This is a genomic window from Klebsiella sp. BIGb0407 (assembly GCF_024807845.1).
GTDB lineage: Bacteria > Pseudomonadota > Gammaproteobacteria > Enterobacterales > Enterobacteriaceae > JGM124.
On sequence record NZ_JANUEQ010000001.1, the window covers coordinates 940,572 to 957,070 of the forward strand.

15 protein-coding genes, 1 pseudogene and 1 riboswitch are annotated in these 16,499 nt (G+C 47.3%); of the genes and pseudogenes, 10 read left to right on the plus strand and 6 right to left on the minus strand.

The features are described 5' to 3' along the window. Window positions 1-66: 66 nt before the first annotated feature. Window positions 67-1,977, minus strand: a complete 1,911-nt coding sequence (locus tag M2387_RS04445; protein WP_259047424.1) for an ATP-dependent DNA helicase — start codon at window positions 1,975-1,977, stop codon at window positions 67-69. Window positions 1,978-2,106: 129 nt separating this feature from the next. Here M2387_RS04445 and M2387_RS04450 point away from each other — a divergent pair, with 129 nt between their 5' ends. Then, entirely contained in the window at window positions 2,107-2,451 is a 345-nt protein-coding gene (locus M2387_RS04450; protein WP_259047425.1) for a RidA family protein, read from the plus strand. Between the two features lie 20 nt (window positions 2,452-2,471). Here the strand turns inward: M2387_RS04450 and M2387_RS04455 are convergent, their stop codons facing one another. Next, window positions 2,472-2,660 carry a YoaH family protein gene (locus M2387_RS04455; protein WP_259047426.1) on the minus strand — a complete coding sequence of 63 codons (189 nt, stop codon included), beginning with the start codon at window positions 2,658-2,660 and terminating at the stop codon, window positions 2,472-2,474. Window positions 2,661-2,713: 53 nt separating this feature from the next. Here M2387_RS04455 and pabB point away from each other — a divergent pair, with 53 nt between their 5' ends. The 4 genes from pabB (at window position 2,714) to M2387_RS04475 (ending at window position 8,137) form a co-directional block, all read left to right on the plus strand. Beyond that, window positions 2,714-4,078: an aminodeoxychorismate synthase component 1 gene (gene pabB / locus M2387_RS04460; RefSeq protein WP_259047427.1), complete on the plus strand. Its 1,365-nt coding sequence runs from the start codon at window positions 2,714-2,716 to the stop codon at window positions 4,076-4,078. A 3-nt stretch (window positions 4,079-4,081) separates the two neighbouring features. After that, the gene (locus M2387_RS04465; RefSeq protein WP_259047428.1) at window positions 4,082-4,663 is read left to right on the plus strand and encodes a CoA pyrophosphatase; all 582 of its coding nucleotides are present in this window, start codon (window positions 4,082-4,084) and stop codon (window positions 4,661-4,663) included. A 179-nt stretch (window positions 4,664-4,842) separates the two neighbouring features. Beyond that, entirely contained in the window at window positions 4,843-6,207 is a 1,365-nt protein-coding gene (sdaA, locus tag M2387_RS04470) for an L-serine ammonia-lyase (RefSeq protein WP_259047429.1), read from the plus strand. Between the two features lie 337 nt (window positions 6,208-6,544). Beyond that, entirely contained in the window at window positions 6,545-8,137 is a 1,593-nt protein-coding gene (locus M2387_RS04475; protein WP_259047430.1) for an EAL domain-containing protein, read from the plus strand. A 1-nt stretch (window position 8,138) separates the two neighbouring features. On the opposite strand, the gene yoaE is transcribed toward M2387_RS04475, so the two are convergent. Beyond that, a complete protein-coding gene (gene yoaE / locus M2387_RS04480; protein WP_259047431.1) occupies window positions 8,139-9,701 on the minus strand; it encodes a CNNM family cation transport protein YoaE in 1,563 nt (520 codons plus the stop codon). Window positions 9,702-10,170: 469 nt separating this feature from the next. Between yoaE and manX the strand changes: the two genes are divergently transcribed. The 5 genes from manX (at window position 10,171) to mntP (ending at window position 14,434) form a co-directional block, all read left to right on the plus strand. Further along, complete coding sequence (gene manX, locus M2387_RS04485) at window positions 10,171-11,136, plus strand: PTS mannose transporter subunit IIAB (RefSeq protein WP_259047432.1); 966 nt, start codon at window positions 10,171-10,173, stop codon at window positions 11,134-11,136. A gap of 65 nt (window positions 11,137-11,201) precedes the next feature. Continuing rightward, window positions 11,202-12,002 carry a PTS mannose/fructose/sorbose transporter subunit IIC gene (locus tag M2387_RS04490; RefSeq protein ID WP_259047433.1) on the plus strand — a complete coding sequence of 267 codons (801 nt, stop codon included), beginning with the start codon at window positions 11,202-11,204 and terminating at the stop codon, window positions 12,000-12,002. A gap of 11 nt (window positions 12,003-12,013) precedes the next feature. Next, window positions 12,014-12,865: a PTS mannose transporter subunit IID gene (locus M2387_RS04495; protein WP_259047435.1), complete on the plus strand. Its 852-nt coding sequence runs from the start codon at window positions 12,014-12,016 to the stop codon at window positions 12,863-12,865. 179 nt (window positions 12,866-13,044) lie between these two features. Then, a complete protein-coding gene (locus tag M2387_RS04500) occupies window positions 13,045-13,503 on the plus strand; it encodes a DUF986 family protein (RefSeq protein WP_259047437.1) in 459 nt (152 codons plus the stop codon). A gap of 173 nt (window positions 13,504-13,676) precedes the next feature. Further along, window positions 13,677-13,862, plus strand: a riboswitch (yybP-ykoY riboswitch). 5 nt (window positions 13,863-13,867) lie between these two features. Next, window positions 13,868-14,434, plus strand: coding sequence for a manganese efflux pump MntP (mntP, locus tag M2387_RS04505; protein WP_259047438.1), 567 nt, complete (start codon window positions 13,868-13,870; stop codon window positions 14,432-14,434). Window positions 14,435-14,513: 79 nt separating this feature from the next. Here mntP and rlmA read toward each other — a convergent pair whose 3' ends face one another. The 3 genes and pseudogenes from rlmA to M2387_RS04520 form a co-directional block, all read right to left on the minus strand. Next, window positions 14,514-15,338 (minus strand): 23S rRNA (guanine(745)-N(1))-methyltransferase, encoded by an 825-nt coding sequence (gene rlmA, locus M2387_RS04510; RefSeq protein ID WP_259047439.1) that lies wholly within the window; start codon window positions 15,336-15,338, stop codon window positions 14,514-14,516. A gap of 592 nt (window positions 15,339-15,930) precedes the next feature. Beyond that, window positions 15,931-16,140 carry a transcription antiterminator/RNA stability regulator CspE gene (gene cspE / locus M2387_RS04515; RefSeq protein WP_001062678.1) on the minus strand — a complete coding sequence of 70 codons (210 nt, stop codon included), beginning with the start codon at window positions 16,138-16,140 and terminating at the stop codon, window positions 15,931-15,933. Window positions 16,141-16,160: 20 nt separating this feature from the next. Beyond that, a pseudogene (locus M2387_RS04520) lies at window positions 16,161-16,297 on the minus strand (DUF2627 domain-containing protein); the annotation flags it as partial. Window positions 16,298-16,499: the final 202 nt, after the last annotated feature.

A 16,499-nucleotide genomic window follows, 5' to 3' on the forward strand; every position in this document is an offset into this window, starting at 1 on the left:
ACTGGCGAGCCTCTGACATAGATAAGTTCAAAAAACGGCGCATAGTGTATCACAGGTTGATGATATTTACCGTTCAGGGAGGGTGTTAAGGAACGCGACAGCTCGATTAATATCCCGGGTCCGGGGGGCTGGCGGCAAACTATTAAGAAATACGCCGCCATAGGGCCGCATCACCAGCCGGTTATCACAGATAACAATGACTCCACTATCCTCAACATCACGAATCAATCGCCCTACCCCCTGCTTTAGCTGAATCACCGCATCCGGTAGCTGAATATCCGTGAAAGGATCGCCTCCGCGTAACTGGCAGTCTTCCATCCGCGCCTTCAGTAATGGGTCATCGGGCGAGGTGAAGGGCAGTTTATCGATAATCACCAGTGACAGCGCATCACCCCGAACATCCACCCCTTCCCAGAAGCTACTGGTCGCCACCAGCAGCGCATTACCCGCCTGAACAAACTGCTCAAGTAACTGCCCTTTGCTGGTTTCACCCTGCAACAATACCGGTAGCGTCATGGTGGCACGAAACTGTTCTGCTAAATCGCGCATCATGGCATGCGAGGTGCAGAGCATAAAACAGCGCCCATTATTGGCTTCGATTAGCGGACGTAATAAATTTGCCAGCTGCTTTGCGCCATGAGGACGATTCGGCTCAGGTAAACCGCGGGGAACACAGAGCAATGCCTGTTTTTCATAGTCGAACGGACTGGCCAGTAACAGGCTTTCCGCCTGCTCAATGCCGAGGCGCTCGGTGAAATGGCTGAGTTTATCGTTCACCGATAAGGTGGCAGAGGTAAATACCCAGCTGGCTGATTTCTCTCTGATAACTTCTTTAAACTTGTCAGCCACGGAAAGCGGCGTTAATGCCAGCGTAAAATGGCGGGCATTGCACTCATACCAGTAGCTATAGCCGGGCTGATTAACCTCTTTCAGCCGTTTGATGCGCCCGCGATAGATAACCGCCCGTTCAAAGGCTGCATCGAGTAAAGCGGAGCGCCCGAGTGAAAGTTTTGCTACGTCATGACAAAGCTCAAGGGCATCGTCCAGTAACAGTAACGAACGCTGAATCGCGGGATCCGCCAGTAGGGTACGGAGATTTCCCCGGTAACCCGGATCGCCCAGTTGCAGGCGAAAATCCTGGGCACGCATTGCCAGGCTGTCGGCACTTTTTTGCAGCTGCTGCACGTCACGGACTTCGGTTCGGTAAGCAATAGAAATATCTTTGGCGAGGTCGAGAAGCTGTCGGCTGGTCAGTGACTGGCCAAAATACTGGCTGGCAATATCGGGAATTTGATGGGCTTCATCGAAAATCGTGACGTCTACTTCCGGGATAAGTTCTGCAAAACCGCTCTCTTTTACCACCATATCGGCCAGAAATAAGTGGTGATTGACCACCACTAAATCCGCATCCATCGCTTTTTTACGCGCCTTGACCACGAAACAGTCTTTATAGACCGGGCAGTCCTGACCGAGGCAGTTGTCATTGGTGCTGGTCACTAACGGCCAGACCGTAGAATCCTCAGCCACCGCGTTACAACTGCTAATGTCGCCTTCTTCTGTGGCACTGGCCCAATGGCGTAAATGCGCTATATCACTCAGTAATTCCTGCGCCAGACCGCCTCCTGCCAGCATTTGCTGTTCGAGCCGCTCAAGGCAGAGGTAGTTAGCCCGCCCTTTCAGTAGCGCAATTCGACCGGTAAAAGAGAGTGCGCTGGCAATAGTGGGTAAATCACGGGAATAGAGCTGATCTTGCAGCGCTTTAGAACCCGTGGAAATAATAACTTTTTTTCCGGAGCGTAATGCCGGAGCAAGATAAGCGTAGGTTTTACCCGTTCCGGTACCCGCTTCTACCACCAGCGTACCGCCCTGGGCAATGGTTTTCGTTACCGCTTCCGCCATCTGCCGTTGCGCTTCGCGTGGCTTAAACCCCGGAATAACATTCGCCAGCTGGCCATCTTGCGCAAAATCGTCCGTCACATTACCCGCCTTGTTAAATTGCCAGTGATTATGTCAGTCATAGCAAGTTTAATCCAGTTACCCTGTAGAACCAGGACAAAGGTTATGGCAGTCTGTGTGCCGTGATTTGTTTACTATCAAGGAGAAACCATGAGCATTACGCGCATAAAACCCGAAGACCGTTGGTCTGATGCGGTTATCCATAACCAGACCGTTTATTACACCGGGGTCCCGGAAAATCTGGATGCCGATGCCTACCAGCAAACCGCGAATACTCTGGCACAAATCGACCAGCTGCTGGCCTCATTGAAAAGCGATAAAACGCGCATTCTGGATGCCACCATTTTTCTGCCAAACGGTGAAGATTTTGCAGCCATGAACCGGGCCTGGGATGAATGGGTGGTTGCCGGTCATGCGCCAGTACGATGCACCGTACAGGCGGGATTGATGAATCCACAGTATAAGGTGGAAATAAAAATTATCGCTGCACTGTAAATTGTGCAGTAACAGGCCTGCTATTCCTCTTCTTCGTCGTCATCTTCAAACATGGCGACAATATGGTCTCCAGTATGAGTAGCGCGAATTTCATTTGCCACGAGGGTGATTGCTTCGCCGCTACTCATTCCACCACTCATCAACTCTTGAATACGCTCGACCGCTTGTTGCTGCTGCTCATGACTAAGCGCAGGTAATCCTGAAATCATGTTAAACTCCTCCGACAAGATTGAATGTTGTTATGGTAATCGGTTCCCATTAAATGAAAGCTACCAAATCCCCTGTTTTTCATATTCTCCCCTGGCAAACAGATGCCGTACAGCACTACTTTAAAATGCTGTCTCATCAACCTTGGGCGATGATGTTACATTCTGGTTGCTCTGACCATCCGTACAGTCGTTTTGATATCATGGTCGCAGACCCACGGGCGACACTGGTCACTGAGGGAAAAACAACGACAATAATACGTGAGGGTATATCTGAATCTAGCGACCGTGGGCCTCTGACGCTGCTACAAAATACGCTCGAGAGCTACGGGCTAACCTGCGCCCCACAAACAGACTACCCCTTTTGCGGCGGTGCGCTGGGATTGCTCGGTTATGATTTAGGCCGTCATTTTGAGACGCTCCCCGAACAGGCAGAAAAAAGTCTGTATACGCCGGATATGGCAGTCGGAATTTATGACTGGGCCTTAATCGCGGACAACCAATTGCAGCGTCTGACACTGGTTAGCTGGGGAGATATCAATCAGCGCCTGGCCTATCTTGATTCCCTCAGTCAGCCATCGCCGACTCCGTTTCATCTGACCAGCGCCTGGCAGTCCAATATGAGCCGTGAGCAGTATGGGGTAAAATTCAATAAAATTCAGGAATATCTGCGCAGCGGTGACTGTTATCAGGTTAACCTTGCTCAGCGTTTTAGTGCCAGCTACCGGGGTGATGAGTGGCAGGCCTTCGAAAAACTCAATCAGGCGAACCGTGCACCTTTCAGCGCTTTTTTACGATTACCGGGCAGTGCGATATTAAGTCTGTCGCCGGAACGTTTTGTACGCTTGCAAGATAAACAGATCCAGACCCGTCCCATAAAAGGCACCTTACCCAGGCTCGCAGATCCCAAATTAGATCGGGAACAAGCGTTGAAACTGGCATCATCCCCGAAAGACCGGGCAGAGAATTTGATGATTGTCGATCTGCTGCGTAATGATATTGGCAGAGTCGCGCGGCCTGGTAGTGTCAGAGTGCCGGAGCTCTTTGTGGTCGAGCCCTTTGCCGCGGTGCATCACTTAGTCAGCACCATCACAGCCGAGTTACCCGATGACCTGAATGCTTGTGATTTACTCCGGGCAACCTTCCCTGGCGGTTCTATCACCGGAGCACCAAAAGTACGGGCGATGGAAATTATTGAAGAACTCGAACCGCAGCGGCGTAACGCCTGGTGTGGATCCATCGTCTATATTAGTTTTTGCGGCAATATGGACAGCAGTATCACCATTCGAACCCTGACCGCAGAGCAAGGCAAACTTTACTGCTCTGCCGGAGGAGGTATCGTTGCCGACAGCGATGTCAGTGCAGAGTACCAGGAGACGTTTGACAAAGTGAATCGTATCCTGCCCTTACTGGAGAGTTAATTGATGACGCTGGATAATTTTCTCGCTCGTTTTCAGCTACTACAACCGGATTTTCGTCCCCCCGTCAGCCATCAACGTGAAGCCGCGGTACTGGTGCCTATTGTTCGCCGACCTCAGCCCGGACTATTGCTGACTCAGCGCTCGCTGACATTGCGTAAGCACCCCGGTGAGGTGGCATTTCCGGGCGGTTCTGCCGATGAGACCGATGAATCATTAATTGCCACTGCACTTCGTGAAACCTATGAAGAGATTGCTATCCCACCACAGGCTGTGGAAGTCATTGGTCGTCTGCCCAGTATTGATAGTGTCACTGGATTTCGAGTCACACCGATCATTGGCATTATTTCCCCTGATGTCCCGCTTCGGGCGAGTGCGGATGAAGTCGCCGCGATTTTTGAAATGCCACTGGAAGAAGCGCTGACGACCGGGCGGTATCACCCTCTGGATATTCAGCGGCGGAAAATACCGCATCGTGTCTGGCTTTCCTGGTACGAGAGCTATTTTGTCTGGGGGATGACTGCCAGCATTATTCGCACCCTGTCCTTACAGGTAAACTGCAATACAGATAACACTTTCAGGCGCTAAACTGGACTATATTAAGTAGATGTTTTGATCACTTTTTGTTGATATTAGGTGATTTATGCTAACGGATTAGTTTAATTCATGTGAATAGTTTACCTGTGTAACCAATAAATTTTTAAACTATGACATAGCAATTTCAAAGCATCATGTTCGGTGACGGACGCCTTAAGAGGAGTTTTACTGTGATTAGTATATTCGACATGTTCAAAGTCGGCATTGGCCCTTCCAGCTCGCACACCGTTGGCCCAATGAAAGCCGGTAAACAGTTCGTCGATGACCTGGTCGAACGTGGGCTACTGGACAGTACGACGCGCATAGCCGTGGATATCTACGGCTCTCTCTCATTAACCGGTAAAGGTCACCATACCGATATCGCGATTATCATGGGTCTGGCAGGTAATCGTCCTGATAATGTGGTGATAGACTCCATACCTGGTTTTATTAAGGATGTAGAGTCCCGTGGCCGCCTGCTGTTAGCCAGTGGCGCTCATGAAGTCGATTTCCCGGCTGATAATGGTATTCGTTTCCACAGCACCAATCTCCCTTTGCACGAAAATGGCATGTCCATTCATGCCTACAGTGGCGAAAAAGAGATCTACAGCAAAACCTACTACTCCATCGGCGGTGGTTTTATTGTTGATGCCGAGCATTACGGCAAAGAAGATGCGTCTGAACTTGCGGTGCCTTATGCCTTCAAATCCGCTGAGGAACTGCTGCAATTTTGCCAGCAAACCGGACACTCTATTTCAGGTCTGGTGATGGAAAATGAACTGGCGCTGCACAGTAAGCAAGAAGTTGAGCAATACTTTGCCGATATCTGGAACACAATGCGTGCCTGTATTGACAGGGGCATGAATACCGAGGGCGTGTTACCGGGTCCGTTGCGCGTTCCACGTCGCGCTTCCGCTTTGCGCCGTATTCTGGTTTCCAATGATAAATTGTCAAATGATCCAATGAACGTCGTGGACTGGGTGAATATGTTTGCCCTTGCGGTGAACGAAGAGAATGCGGCAGGTGGTCGCGTAGTCACGGCTCCGACTAACGGCGCCTGTGGCATCGTACCCGCTGTTCTGGCCTATTACGATCACTTCATTGAGCCTGTGACTCCGGAAATCTATATTCGTTATTTCCTCGCTTCCGGAGCTATTGGCGCATTATATAAAATGAACGCCTCTATTTCGGGTGCCGAAGTCGGTTGTCAGGGAGAAGTGGGTGTTGCCTGCTCTATGGCGGCCGCTGGTTTAGCCGAAATTCTTGGCGCCAGCCCCGATCAAGTCTGTATCGCGGCAGAAATCGGCATGGAACATAATTTGGGTCTGACTTGTGATCCGGTTGCCGGACAGGTTCAGGTTCCTTGTATCGAGCGTAATGCGATTGCCTCTGTAAAAGCCATCAATGCCACTCGTATGGCGATGCGCCGGACCAGTGCACCACGCGTATCGCTGGATAAAGTTATCGAAACAATGTACGAAACAGGTAAAGATATGAACGCCAAATACCGTGAAACTTCCCAGGGAGGATTGGCGATTAAAGTGCAGTGTAACTAACAATAGCGCTTCCTGCAGATCTGAGTCCAGGCAGGCGATAAACACAGATACCTGTGTCATTCGCCTGGCTGGAAAAAGCAATACTCAAATGACATGAAATATGGCGGGAATACACTCAGTTATCTTATTTTCTACCAGATACTCGTGCTGTTATTCCTGTGTTTACCATCAGAATCACTCCCCGGGAAACTGATTGCCATTTTTAGCGCTACTGGCTGTCTGATTTTTAGTTTTTTTATATATATTACCGTAATTTACTCGTCTCTATAATAATCGCCCACTACAATGTTAACAAAGCGCATTTAGGGTATGCGAAGGCCAACCGAGGTGGTTTGGAATGCAAACAGCACAACGGGTTATATCTGACTATCGGCGCAGAAGGCTGATTGTCTGTATTTTATTCACAACCCTGGTATTTGTGCTGACCCTGACAATAAAATTTTTTACTGAGCGTCAGTTAAATGAACAGCGTGTTTTACACTTTAGTGAACGTGCCGTTTCTACCGTTGAAGCCTTGCTCGCTCCTTTTGATATGTTATTCCAGGATGCTTTGCCGCTCATGATTCTGCCCTGCGAAAATGTTCAACGGACATTAAGGGAGCATACGGCAAGAGTGCCCACGGTACGATCTATCTCGCTGGTAAAAAACGGCGTCATCTATTGCTCCAGTGTCTTTGGTTCAACTAGCTATGATATCCGCTCGATACACCCCCGGTTACCTACTCCGACTCCCCTGTTATTATTAAGTACTGACAACTTAATTAATAAAGGCTCACCTATTTTACTCTCATGGCGGCCTGTTCCTGCGCATAGTGATGACGGAGTAATGCAGGTTATTAACTTAGGCATGCTGGCAGGGTTTATTCAGTACACAGATGGTCCCTGGGTAGATAAAACGATTCTTAATATTGCCGAAGCACATTTTGAATATGCTCATGGAATAGTCACGACTATTGAGATTTCCGCAGGCCAGGTTCGTCAGGATATTATTTCGACAAACTATCCGTTTTCAATTACAACTGTAGGCCCCTCTTCAAGTATCCTGGCACTTAACAACTTACCTTCGCAACTTCCCCTGGCTATTGTACTTAGTCTGCTGACAGGAACCTGCGCGTGGTTTATGACAGCAAAGCGTATGAGTTTCTTTCATGAAATTCATATGGGCCTGGCTGCTCGTGAATTTGAGGTTTACTGCCAGCCACTGATTAATGCTAATAGCCGGGAGTGTGCCGGTATTGAGCTGCTGCTGCGCTGGCATAATCCACGACAGGGTAATATTTCACCTGATGGTTTTATTCCTCTGGCGGAACAGCTCAATTTAATTATTCCACTGACCTGTTTTGTATTACAGGAAACCGTTAAATATCTCGATCATTTGCCGAAGATGAACGGATTTCATATCAGTATTAATGTGGCAGCACGTCATTTTAAAAATGGCGCAATTATTGAAGACCTCCGGCGTTACTGGTTTCCAGCACATCCCCAGCAGAGCCTTATTCTTGAGCTCACTGAACGCGATGCACTGCCGGAGCTCAGCCATCATGTGGTAAGGGATTTGCGTCATTTAGGGGTCAGACTGGCAATTGATGATTTTGGTACCGGACACAGTTCTCTGGCATACCTGGAAACACTGAGTCCGGATATATTGAAGATAGATAAGAGTTTTACTGCGGCAATTGGTACTGATGCGGTTAACTCAAAAGTGACCGATATGATTATTGCTCTCGGTCATCGATTAAATATTGAGTTGATTGCAGAGGGAGTGGAAACCCCGGAACAGGCTGATTTTTTACGTCAGCAGGGTGTCTGCCTGTTACAAGGTTATTTCTACGCTAAACCCATGCCACTTACACAGTTTTCGTACTGGCTGGAGAGCCATAATATGGATCTCTCCAGCCAGTACCAGCCACCTGTCAATAACCTCACCTGACTTAAAGTTCTTCGTCCTCGTGAGTCGGGGACTCTTTGACAACGCGAACTAAGTCAACACGATAGTTATTGGCTTCAATGATTTGAATTTGTAACGGTGCCACTTCCACTACATCGCCAGGCTGGGGGATCTGACCATTTACCGCAATCACTAATCCTGCAATCGAGGCAATATCTTCATCAACATTAACCAGCGTGTTGATATCAAGGCGTTGCTGTAAAGCATGCAAGTCAGTCGTCCCTTTTACCAGCCAGCCATCGCCATCACGAACAATTTCGGGTGTTTCATCAGCATCAGGGAACTCACCGGCAATCGCTTCCAGTACGTCCAGCGGCGTTACCAGACCCTGCACCATACCAAATTCATCGTTCACGATAACGAAACTACCACGTGCCCGGCGCAACACGCCTAACAGATTAATAGGATCTAGCGTCTCAGGAACAACAATCACCGGGGACTGAGCGGCAATAGATGCCACATTATCACCTTTATCCAGTGCCACCAGCAGTTCTTTAGCACGTACTACACCAATGATCTCATCCAGCTCACCCCGACATACCGGGAATAAGCTGTGTGGTGATGCCAGCAATTGTTCACGGATCTCTGCTTCAGTTTTCAGGGCATCAACCCAGGAAATATCTCCGCGAGGTGTCATGATGCTGCGTAAAGAACGCGAGGCAAGCGTCAGCACACCGTTAATCATATAACGCTCTTCTTCAGCAAAGGTTTCAGCTTCAATCGGTTTTATCGCATTGTTGCCTTCCTGGCCGGGATCGTTGCCTTTGCGTTTACTGCCAATCATGCCGAGGATCGCATCAGCAGTACGCGCACGCAGCGGCTGCCGTGACTGGTTGCGAATAAAGTTACGAAGCGCGATTTGGTTGAAAAACTCAATAATAATCGAGAAGCCAATCGCTGCGTACAGATAACCTTTCGGAATATGGAAACCAAAGCCTTCAGCAACCAGGCTCAAACCAATCATCAACAGGAAGCTCAGACAGAGCACGACAACCGTCGGATGTTTGTTGACAAAATTCGTCAAAGGTTTCGATGCAACCAGCATCACAATCATGGCAATAGTTACTGCAGCCATCATCACTGGAAGATGGTTCACCATACCGACGGCCGTGATAACGGCATCCAGAGAGAACACGGCATCAAGTATAACTATCTGCGCAACGACTACCCAGAAACTGGCATAGCCTTTCCCGTGACTACCGTCATGTTGTTTGTTTTCCAGCCGTTCGTGTAACTCTGTTGTTGCCTTGAACAGCAAAAACAGTCCCCCGACCAGCATAATCAGTTCACGCCCTGAGAATGTGAAATCGCCCACTGAGAAAAGCGGTCTTGTAAGCGTTACCATCCATGAAATGACCGACAGCAGGCCCAGTCGCATTACTAAGGCCAGAGACAGGCCGATAAGACGAGCTTTATCTCTTTGTTTTGGCGGTAATTTGTCAGCAAGAATGGCGATAAAGACCAGGTTATCTATACCCAGTACAACTTCCAGCACCACCAGTGTAGCCAGCCCGATCCATATTTGCGGATCCATTAGCAGTTCCATGTCTTACTCCTGTCGCAGACAGCACAAGATCTTGCCTGATAAGTAGCAAGAACAGCAGGAAGAGTGGAATGATTTTTCGGGCCTGGCGCGCCGATACAGGATGGGAACATTGAAGTCCCGGTTGTGAAAAGACGTCGGTGACGATCCATAGGGTGGGCTAAAGCCCTTTACTCCTTACAATTATACGAACTCTAACAATACCAAAGCTTAATAGGGTTTGGCAAAGATTTAGCTTTCTTTACCAAACATGACGATTTATTTGATTTATTTCACGCTGCGAAAATATTATGCAACAACAGTTCTAAATTACGGATCTACATCACATAATTTATTTTTTTCACGGCCTAAAATAAATTATGTGAGTCATTAGTTACTTTATTGACCACGCAACTTGAATCGTTTCGCTACACTTATTATGAACATTGGTGCCCATTATGGGCTACGTCATCGCAACAATAGGAGGTAGCAAGTGACTATTGCTATTGTTATAGGCACACACGGATTTGCAGCAGAACAATTGCTCAAAACTGCTGAAATGTTACTAGGCGAGCAAGAAAACGTCGGCTGGATAGATTTTGTTCCTGGGGAAAATGCCGAAACGCTGATCGTTAAATATAACGCTCAACTGGAAAAACTTGATACATCTGGAGGTGTGCTGTTCCTGGTGGATACTTGGGGAGGAAGCCCATTTAATGCCGCCAGCAGGATTGTTGTTGATAAAGACCGGTATGAAGTGATTGCCGGGGTCAATATTCCCATGTTAGTGGAAACACTCATGGCTCGCGATGATAACCCTTCTTTTGACGAGCTCGTTGCACTGGCAGTCGAAACAGGCAGAGAAGGCGTAAAAGCCCTCAAAGCCGCGCCAGTAGAAAAAGTCACACCGGCTCCAGCTCCGGCAGCCTCAAAACCAGCAGCACCTGCTAAGCCGATGGGACCTAATGACTATATGGTTCTTGGCTTAGTCCGTATCGATGACCGTTTGATCCATGGACAGGTGGCGACTCGCTGGACGAAAGAAACCAATGTTACACGGATTATTGTGGTCAGCGATGAAGTGGCTGCCGATACCGTACGCAAAACATTACTGACTCAAGTCGCGCCTCCGGGAGTGACCGCGCACGTTGTCGACGTCGAGAAAATGATCCGCGTTTACAACAATCCTAAGTACGCAGGTGACCGCGTCATGTTGCTGTTTACCAACCCGACAGATGTTGTGCGTCTTGTCGAGGCGGGGGTAAAAATTACTACCGTAAATATTGGTGGCATGGCATTCCGTCAAGGCAAAACGCAGGTCAATAACGCAATTTCTATCGATGCTACAGATATTGAAGCTTTCAAGAAATTAAATGCGCGTGGAATTGAGCTTGAGGCACGTAAAGTATCATCAGATCAGAAGCTTAAAATGATGGATCTTATCGCTAAAGTTAACTAACGATATATTAATCAAATAAGTTACTCAGACTTCACACTTAAGTCATCACCAATAGGAGAAGTACAATGGAGATTACGATTCTTCAGATTGTGCTGGTGTTTATCGTCGCAAGTATCGCGGGTATGGCATCCATACTTGATGAATTTCAGTTTCACCGCCCGCTGGTTGCCTGTACCTTAATCGGTATCGTTCTTGGAGATATGACTACTGGTATTATTATCGGTGGTACTCTGGAAATGATAGCCCTGGGCTGGATGAATATCGGTGCTGCTGTAGCACCTGATGCCGCACTGGCTTCCATTATTTCCACCATCCTGGTTATTGCCGGCCATCAAAGCATCGGTGCCGGTATCGCTCTCGCCATTCCTCTGGCGGCTGCAGGTCAGGTATTAACCATCATCGTTCGTACTATCACCGTTGGCTTCCAGCACGCGGCGGATAAGGCCGCTGAAAGCGGTAACCTGTCTGCAATATCCTGGTTGCATGTGTCAGCTCTGGTACTTCAGGCAATGCGTGTTGCTATTCCTGCGGTTATCGTGGCTATTTCTGTGGGCACCAACGAAGTACAGTCAATGCTCAACGCCATTCCGGAAGTCATCACCAGCGGTCTTAATATCGCCGGTGGCATGATTGTGGTGGTGGGTTATGCGATGGTCATCAATATGATGCGCGCAGGCTACCTGATGCCGTTCTTCTACTTAGGATTCGTTACCGCGGCCTTTACCAACTTCAACCTCGTTGCACTGGGTGTTATTGGTACTGTCATGGCTATTCTCTACATCCAGCTTAGCCCGAAATACAACCGTTCAGCTGGCGAGCCGTCCCGCGCCGCTACTGCGAACGATCTCGATAACGAACTCGACTAAAGGTGAAAGAAATGGTTGATACCACTAAAATAGCGACTGAAAAGAAACTAACACCAAGTGATGTTCGTGGCGTAATCTGGCGTTCGAACTTGTTCCAGGGTTCATGGAACTTTGAACGTATGCAGGCACTTGGATTCTGTTATTGCATGGTTCCGGCGATTAAACGTTTATACCCGGAAAATAACGAAGAACGTCGTCTGGCGATTAAACGTCACCTTGAGTTCTTCAACACCCAGCCATACGTAGCAGCACCGGTTCTTGGTGTTACCCTGGCTATGGAAGAGCAGCGCGCCAATGGAGCACCCATTGATGATGCTGCAATAAACGGCCTGAAAGTCGGTCTGATGGGACCACTGGCTGGCGTCGGTGACCCGATTTTCTGGGGTACTGTTCGTCCGGTATTTGCCGCACTCGGTGCGGGTATCGCGATGAGCGGAAGTCTGCTCGGACCTTTACTGTTCTTTGTTCTGTTTAACGTTGTTCGCCTGTTAACCCTTTATTACGGTGTGGCTTACGGTTACCAGAAAGGCGTCGATATCGTTAAAGATATGAGCGGTGGCTTCCTGCAAAAACTGACGGAAGGAGCGTCCATTCTCGGCCTCTTTGTCATGGGGGCATTGGTTAATAAATGGACCCATGTCGATATACCGCTGGTGGTTTCGACAATTACCGATCCGACCGGCGCTGTACATGTCACCACCATACAAACAATCCTTGACCAGTTAATGCCAGGTCTGGTGCCGTTGTTGCTGACCTTTGGCTGTATGTGGCTTCTGCGCAAGAAGGTCAATGCGCTGTGGATTATCATGGGCTTCTTCGTACTGGGTATCGTCGGTTACGCTATCGGCCTGCTCGGCGTGTAATGACAGTAAACTTCAAGGGTTTTAACCCCTGTTGAGTCATCAATAAAGAGGGAGACACTGTCTCCCTCTTGTTCGTTTCTTATTCCCTGAGAAGCTGGTCAAATCAGAAAATCATCACAGGGAATTTGAGGTTATGGGGCACTGGTGTCCTGATAATAGTTCTGTCAGGGATGTATGCTATGACATTAACTGATTTGGTTTTGATTGTTTTTATCGCTTTATTACTTATCTGGGCGATTCATGATGAATTCATTATGGATAAACGCCATGGAAAGACATTACTCTGTGTTCCCCTGCTGCGTCGCAACCGTATTGATGGTTCTATCTTTGTGGTGCTGGTAGCCATTCTTATCTATAACAATATTTCGACACAAGGAACCTTACTCACAACATGGTTACTTTGTGCGCTGATGCTGTTAGCTATTTATATTTCGTGGATAAGAAAACCAAAATTATTACTTAAATCTGAAGGGCTTTTTTTCGCCAATGTCTGGATAAGCTATAACCGTATTCAGGCTATGAATTTATCTGAAGATGGTGTTTTAGTTATCCAGTTAGAGCATAGACGCTTACTTATTCGCGTCAGAAATATTGATGACTTAGAGAATATTTATAAAATAATGATTAAAACTCAATGATTTAAAATTATAGCACTGTCTATATTAGCGGAGCATTTTTCGGCACTTAAATATAGACAATGCTATATTTAACCTGGTGTTAATAAGCGTATTAAAATACAGCAACATGCCTGTCAATTTATAATTAAATAAAACTCAACGGTTGTTTTAAAGATAAAAAATATGTTAAGGTTGCGCCCGTCAGTGGGGAGTAGCCGATTTCCAGTTATGGATTTGTACATGTCAACATACTCGTTTTTACCAGCAGGTGATAAAACGTGGCATGTACGCCTCAGAGTTCTGAGTAGGCGAGACCATAGGCGCGCGCCATCGTAAGTTGGGGATGGACTGCGTGCATATGGATATTCCCAGCTGAGGTTGTTTCATGAATTTTTCCGCCACAATACTGCTCGCCTTTGGTATGTCGATGGATGCCTTTGCGGCCTCCATTGGTAAAGGAGCAGCACTTCACAAGCCCAAATTCTCTGAAGCTTTGCGCACCGGCCTTATCTTTGGCGTGATTGAAACCCTTACGCCACTCATTGGATGGGGACTCGGCTATCTGGCCAATGAAGTTGTGATGGTTCTGAATAATTGGATTGCCTTTATTCTGCTGGCTTTTCTTGGTAGCCGGATGGTGATTAATGGTTTTCGTCATACTCCTGAAGAAAACACCCCCAAAATACACCGCCATGGATTCTGGCTGCTGGTGACTACCGCTATTGCTACCAGTCTGGATGCAATGGCTGTCGGCGTTGGCCTCGCCTTCCTGGAGGTTAATATTATTGTCACAGCACTGGCTATCGGCTGCGCAACGGCGATTATGTCAACCCTGGGGTTAATGATTGGACGCTTTCTCGGCCCGATGTTTGGTAAACGTGCAGAAATTCTCGGTGGTATTGTTCTGATTGGTATTGGTGCGGAAATCATCTATAGCTACTTAACCGCCTAGCCACCCTACCCTGATATTTAAGAATAAAGCGACGGTTGTTACGTCGCTTTATTCTTTTCAGATGCCCCGGGTTTATCGGCTAGTGATTTTCTGGGTTATCCCCCACTCGTTCCCAAACCCGCACCACAAAATCGGTTTCACAAGTAAAATGATTCGCTTGCTTAAGCTGCTCCCAGACATCAGGGCGCGCACGCCAGGCAAACGGGGTCATTTGCAAAAGAGTCACTGCCTGTTCACCGGTTAGCGTCATATTCCATGCTGGCTGCAAAGTTTGTTTCAGCACGAAATCAGGCATATCTTCCGGTATTTCATGATGCAATTCGACTTGCTGATAGATAAGTTCTTTTAGCTGATATAAATGGCGTGGCCCTGGCGTCGCAGTAATGACTACACCACCCGGTTTCACCACACGTGCCAGTTCCGTGGCATTACAGGGGGCAAAAATCCGGATAATGGCATCCATACTATTATCAGCAAAAGGCAGGCGCTGACTGGAGGCGACACAAAAACGGACGTTATGATAGCGTTTCGCAGCATAGCGTATAGCAACTTTTGAAACATCCAGACCGTAGGTCTCGCCGCAGGCCTCTGCCCTGACTTCGGCAAATGCACCGGTGTAATATCCTTCACCGCAACCAATATCCAGCAAAGTTTTTGGCGAGAGCTGCTGCAGCATATTGCAAATAACCTCTCTCAACGGCAGGTAATGTCCGGCGTCCAGAAATGCGCGACGAGCCTGGATCATTTCGCTGCTATCTCCAGGTTCTTTTGAGCGCTTATGTTGCACAGGCAATAGATTAAGATACCCCTCTCTGGCGACATCAAATTGATGTCTGTTACCGCAGCAAAAACTATTTGCCACCTGAACAAGTGGGGAATGGCATAGAGGACAAAGCCAGGACATCAGAAACTCCAGAATTCATAAAGTAACCCAAGTGTACAGCCGAATGCCCTGGACGCAAACTACAATACCCGGTGGCATGGAGTATGACGAATATACAACTGCATCCGATTAATAAGGATATACTAAGACAATGAATGGCTAAGGTGTGAATGCTGAAGACAAGATTATACACCCTGATAACGCCGGGCTATTCAATATTTGTACAATTCTAATACGCGTTGTTGTTACGTGTTATTATGCGCAATGGCAAATAGATAAGTTGTATCAATGTTAATATTGTGGGATCCCTCACCATACAACACTTTCATATTTGTCATATCTGTGTAATAAATCACAGAATAAAGTATAACCTGTTCTTCTGGCATTATGAAACAACGTCAGAACTTGATGAAAACTCGCGCATTATTTCATGCGGCATCGGTTCCCTGACGCAGGAATCTCGCGTTATTATGTAAATAATACTTATATATAAATTTAATAAATATTTAACACAAAAATAAAAAAAGCCCCATTTAAATGGGGCTTTTATCTTAGCTCTGGACTATACCGTCATAGTTTAAATGATTAGGGTATGTGCAGACCAAAGATACAATTAGATAGCAGTTACGTTAACTGCAGCAGGACCTTTCTGGCCGTCCTGGATTTCGAACTCAACGTTCTGGCCTTCAGCCAGGGTTTTGAAGCCATTACCCTGAATTGCAGAAAAGTGTACGAATACATCCTTGCTACCATCAGCTGGAGTAATGAAGCCGAAACCTTTGGATTCGTTGAACCACTTAACTTGACCTTTAATCTTTGCCATTTTGCAAATTCCTTAGAGTGTTTTTTCGCCCGCAGGCATACTATATAAATAAAACAACGATATTACTGCATGAGGCACTGATATAAGGCTCGGCAGAGAAGCGGTATTCAACGACAACGTTTTTACTCAAAACTTCTTTACTGAAAATGCCACACATAACCAGAAGTGACCTCGTTTGACCAAACGTGTTATCACATACAACGTTAACAATGGCAAGCCATTTTTAAACATGTATCGATCTGATGCACAAACTCATAAAAATAAGTGATGTTTTAGAAAACAACTCGCTTTATTTGAATGCACACTTACCAAAAAACTTGCAGCAACAACGTCTGCCACCTGCAAATTTTGACAACAAT

Excerpts from the sequence above, each read along its gene's own strand:
- M2387_RS04450 (WP_259047425.1), top strand. The coding sequence starts at position 2,107 with ATGAGCATTACGCGCATAAAACCCGAAGACCGTTGGTCTGATGCGGTT.
- M2387_RS04455 (WP_259047426.1), bottom strand. The coding sequence starts at position 2,660 with ATGATTTCAGGATTACCTGCGCTTAGTCATGAGCAGCAGCAACAAGCG.
- pabB (WP_259047427.1), top strand. The coding sequence starts at position 2,714 with ATGAAAGCTACCAAATCCCCTGTTTTTCATATTCTCCCCTGGCAAACA.
- M2387_RS04465 (WP_259047428.1), top strand. The coding sequence starts at position 4,082 with ATGACGCTGGATAATTTTCTCGCTCGTTTTCAGCTACTACAACCGGAT.
- M2387_RS04475 (WP_259047430.1), top strand. The coding sequence starts at position 6,545 with ATGCAAACAGCACAACGGGTTATATCTGACTATCGGCGCAGAAGGCTG.
- yoaE (WP_259047431.1), bottom strand. The coding sequence starts at position 9,701 with ATGGAACTGCTAATGGATCCGCAAATATGGATCGGGCTGGCTACACTG.
- M2387_RS04490 (WP_259047433.1), top strand. The coding sequence starts at position 11,202 with ATGGAGATTACGATTCTTCAGATTGTGCTGGTGTTTATCGTCGCAAGT.
- M2387_RS04495 (WP_259047435.1), top strand. The coding sequence starts at position 12,014 with ATGGTTGATACCACTAAAATAGCGACTGAAAAGAAACTAACACCAAGT.
- M2387_RS04500 (WP_259047437.1), top strand. The coding sequence starts at position 13,045 with ATGACATTAACTGATTTGGTTTTGATTGTTTTTATCGCTTTATTACTT.
- mntP (WP_259047438.1), top strand. The coding sequence starts at position 13,868 with ATGAATTTTTCCGCCACAATACTGCTCGCCTTTGGTATGTCGATGGAT.
- rlmA (WP_259047439.1), bottom strand. The coding sequence starts at position 15,338 with ATGTCCTGGCTTTGTCCTCTATGCCATTCCCCACTTGTTCAGGTGGCA.
- cspE (WP_001062678.1), bottom strand. The coding sequence starts at position 16,140 with ATGGCAAAGATTAAAGGTCAAGTTAAGTGGTTCAACGAATCCAAAGGT.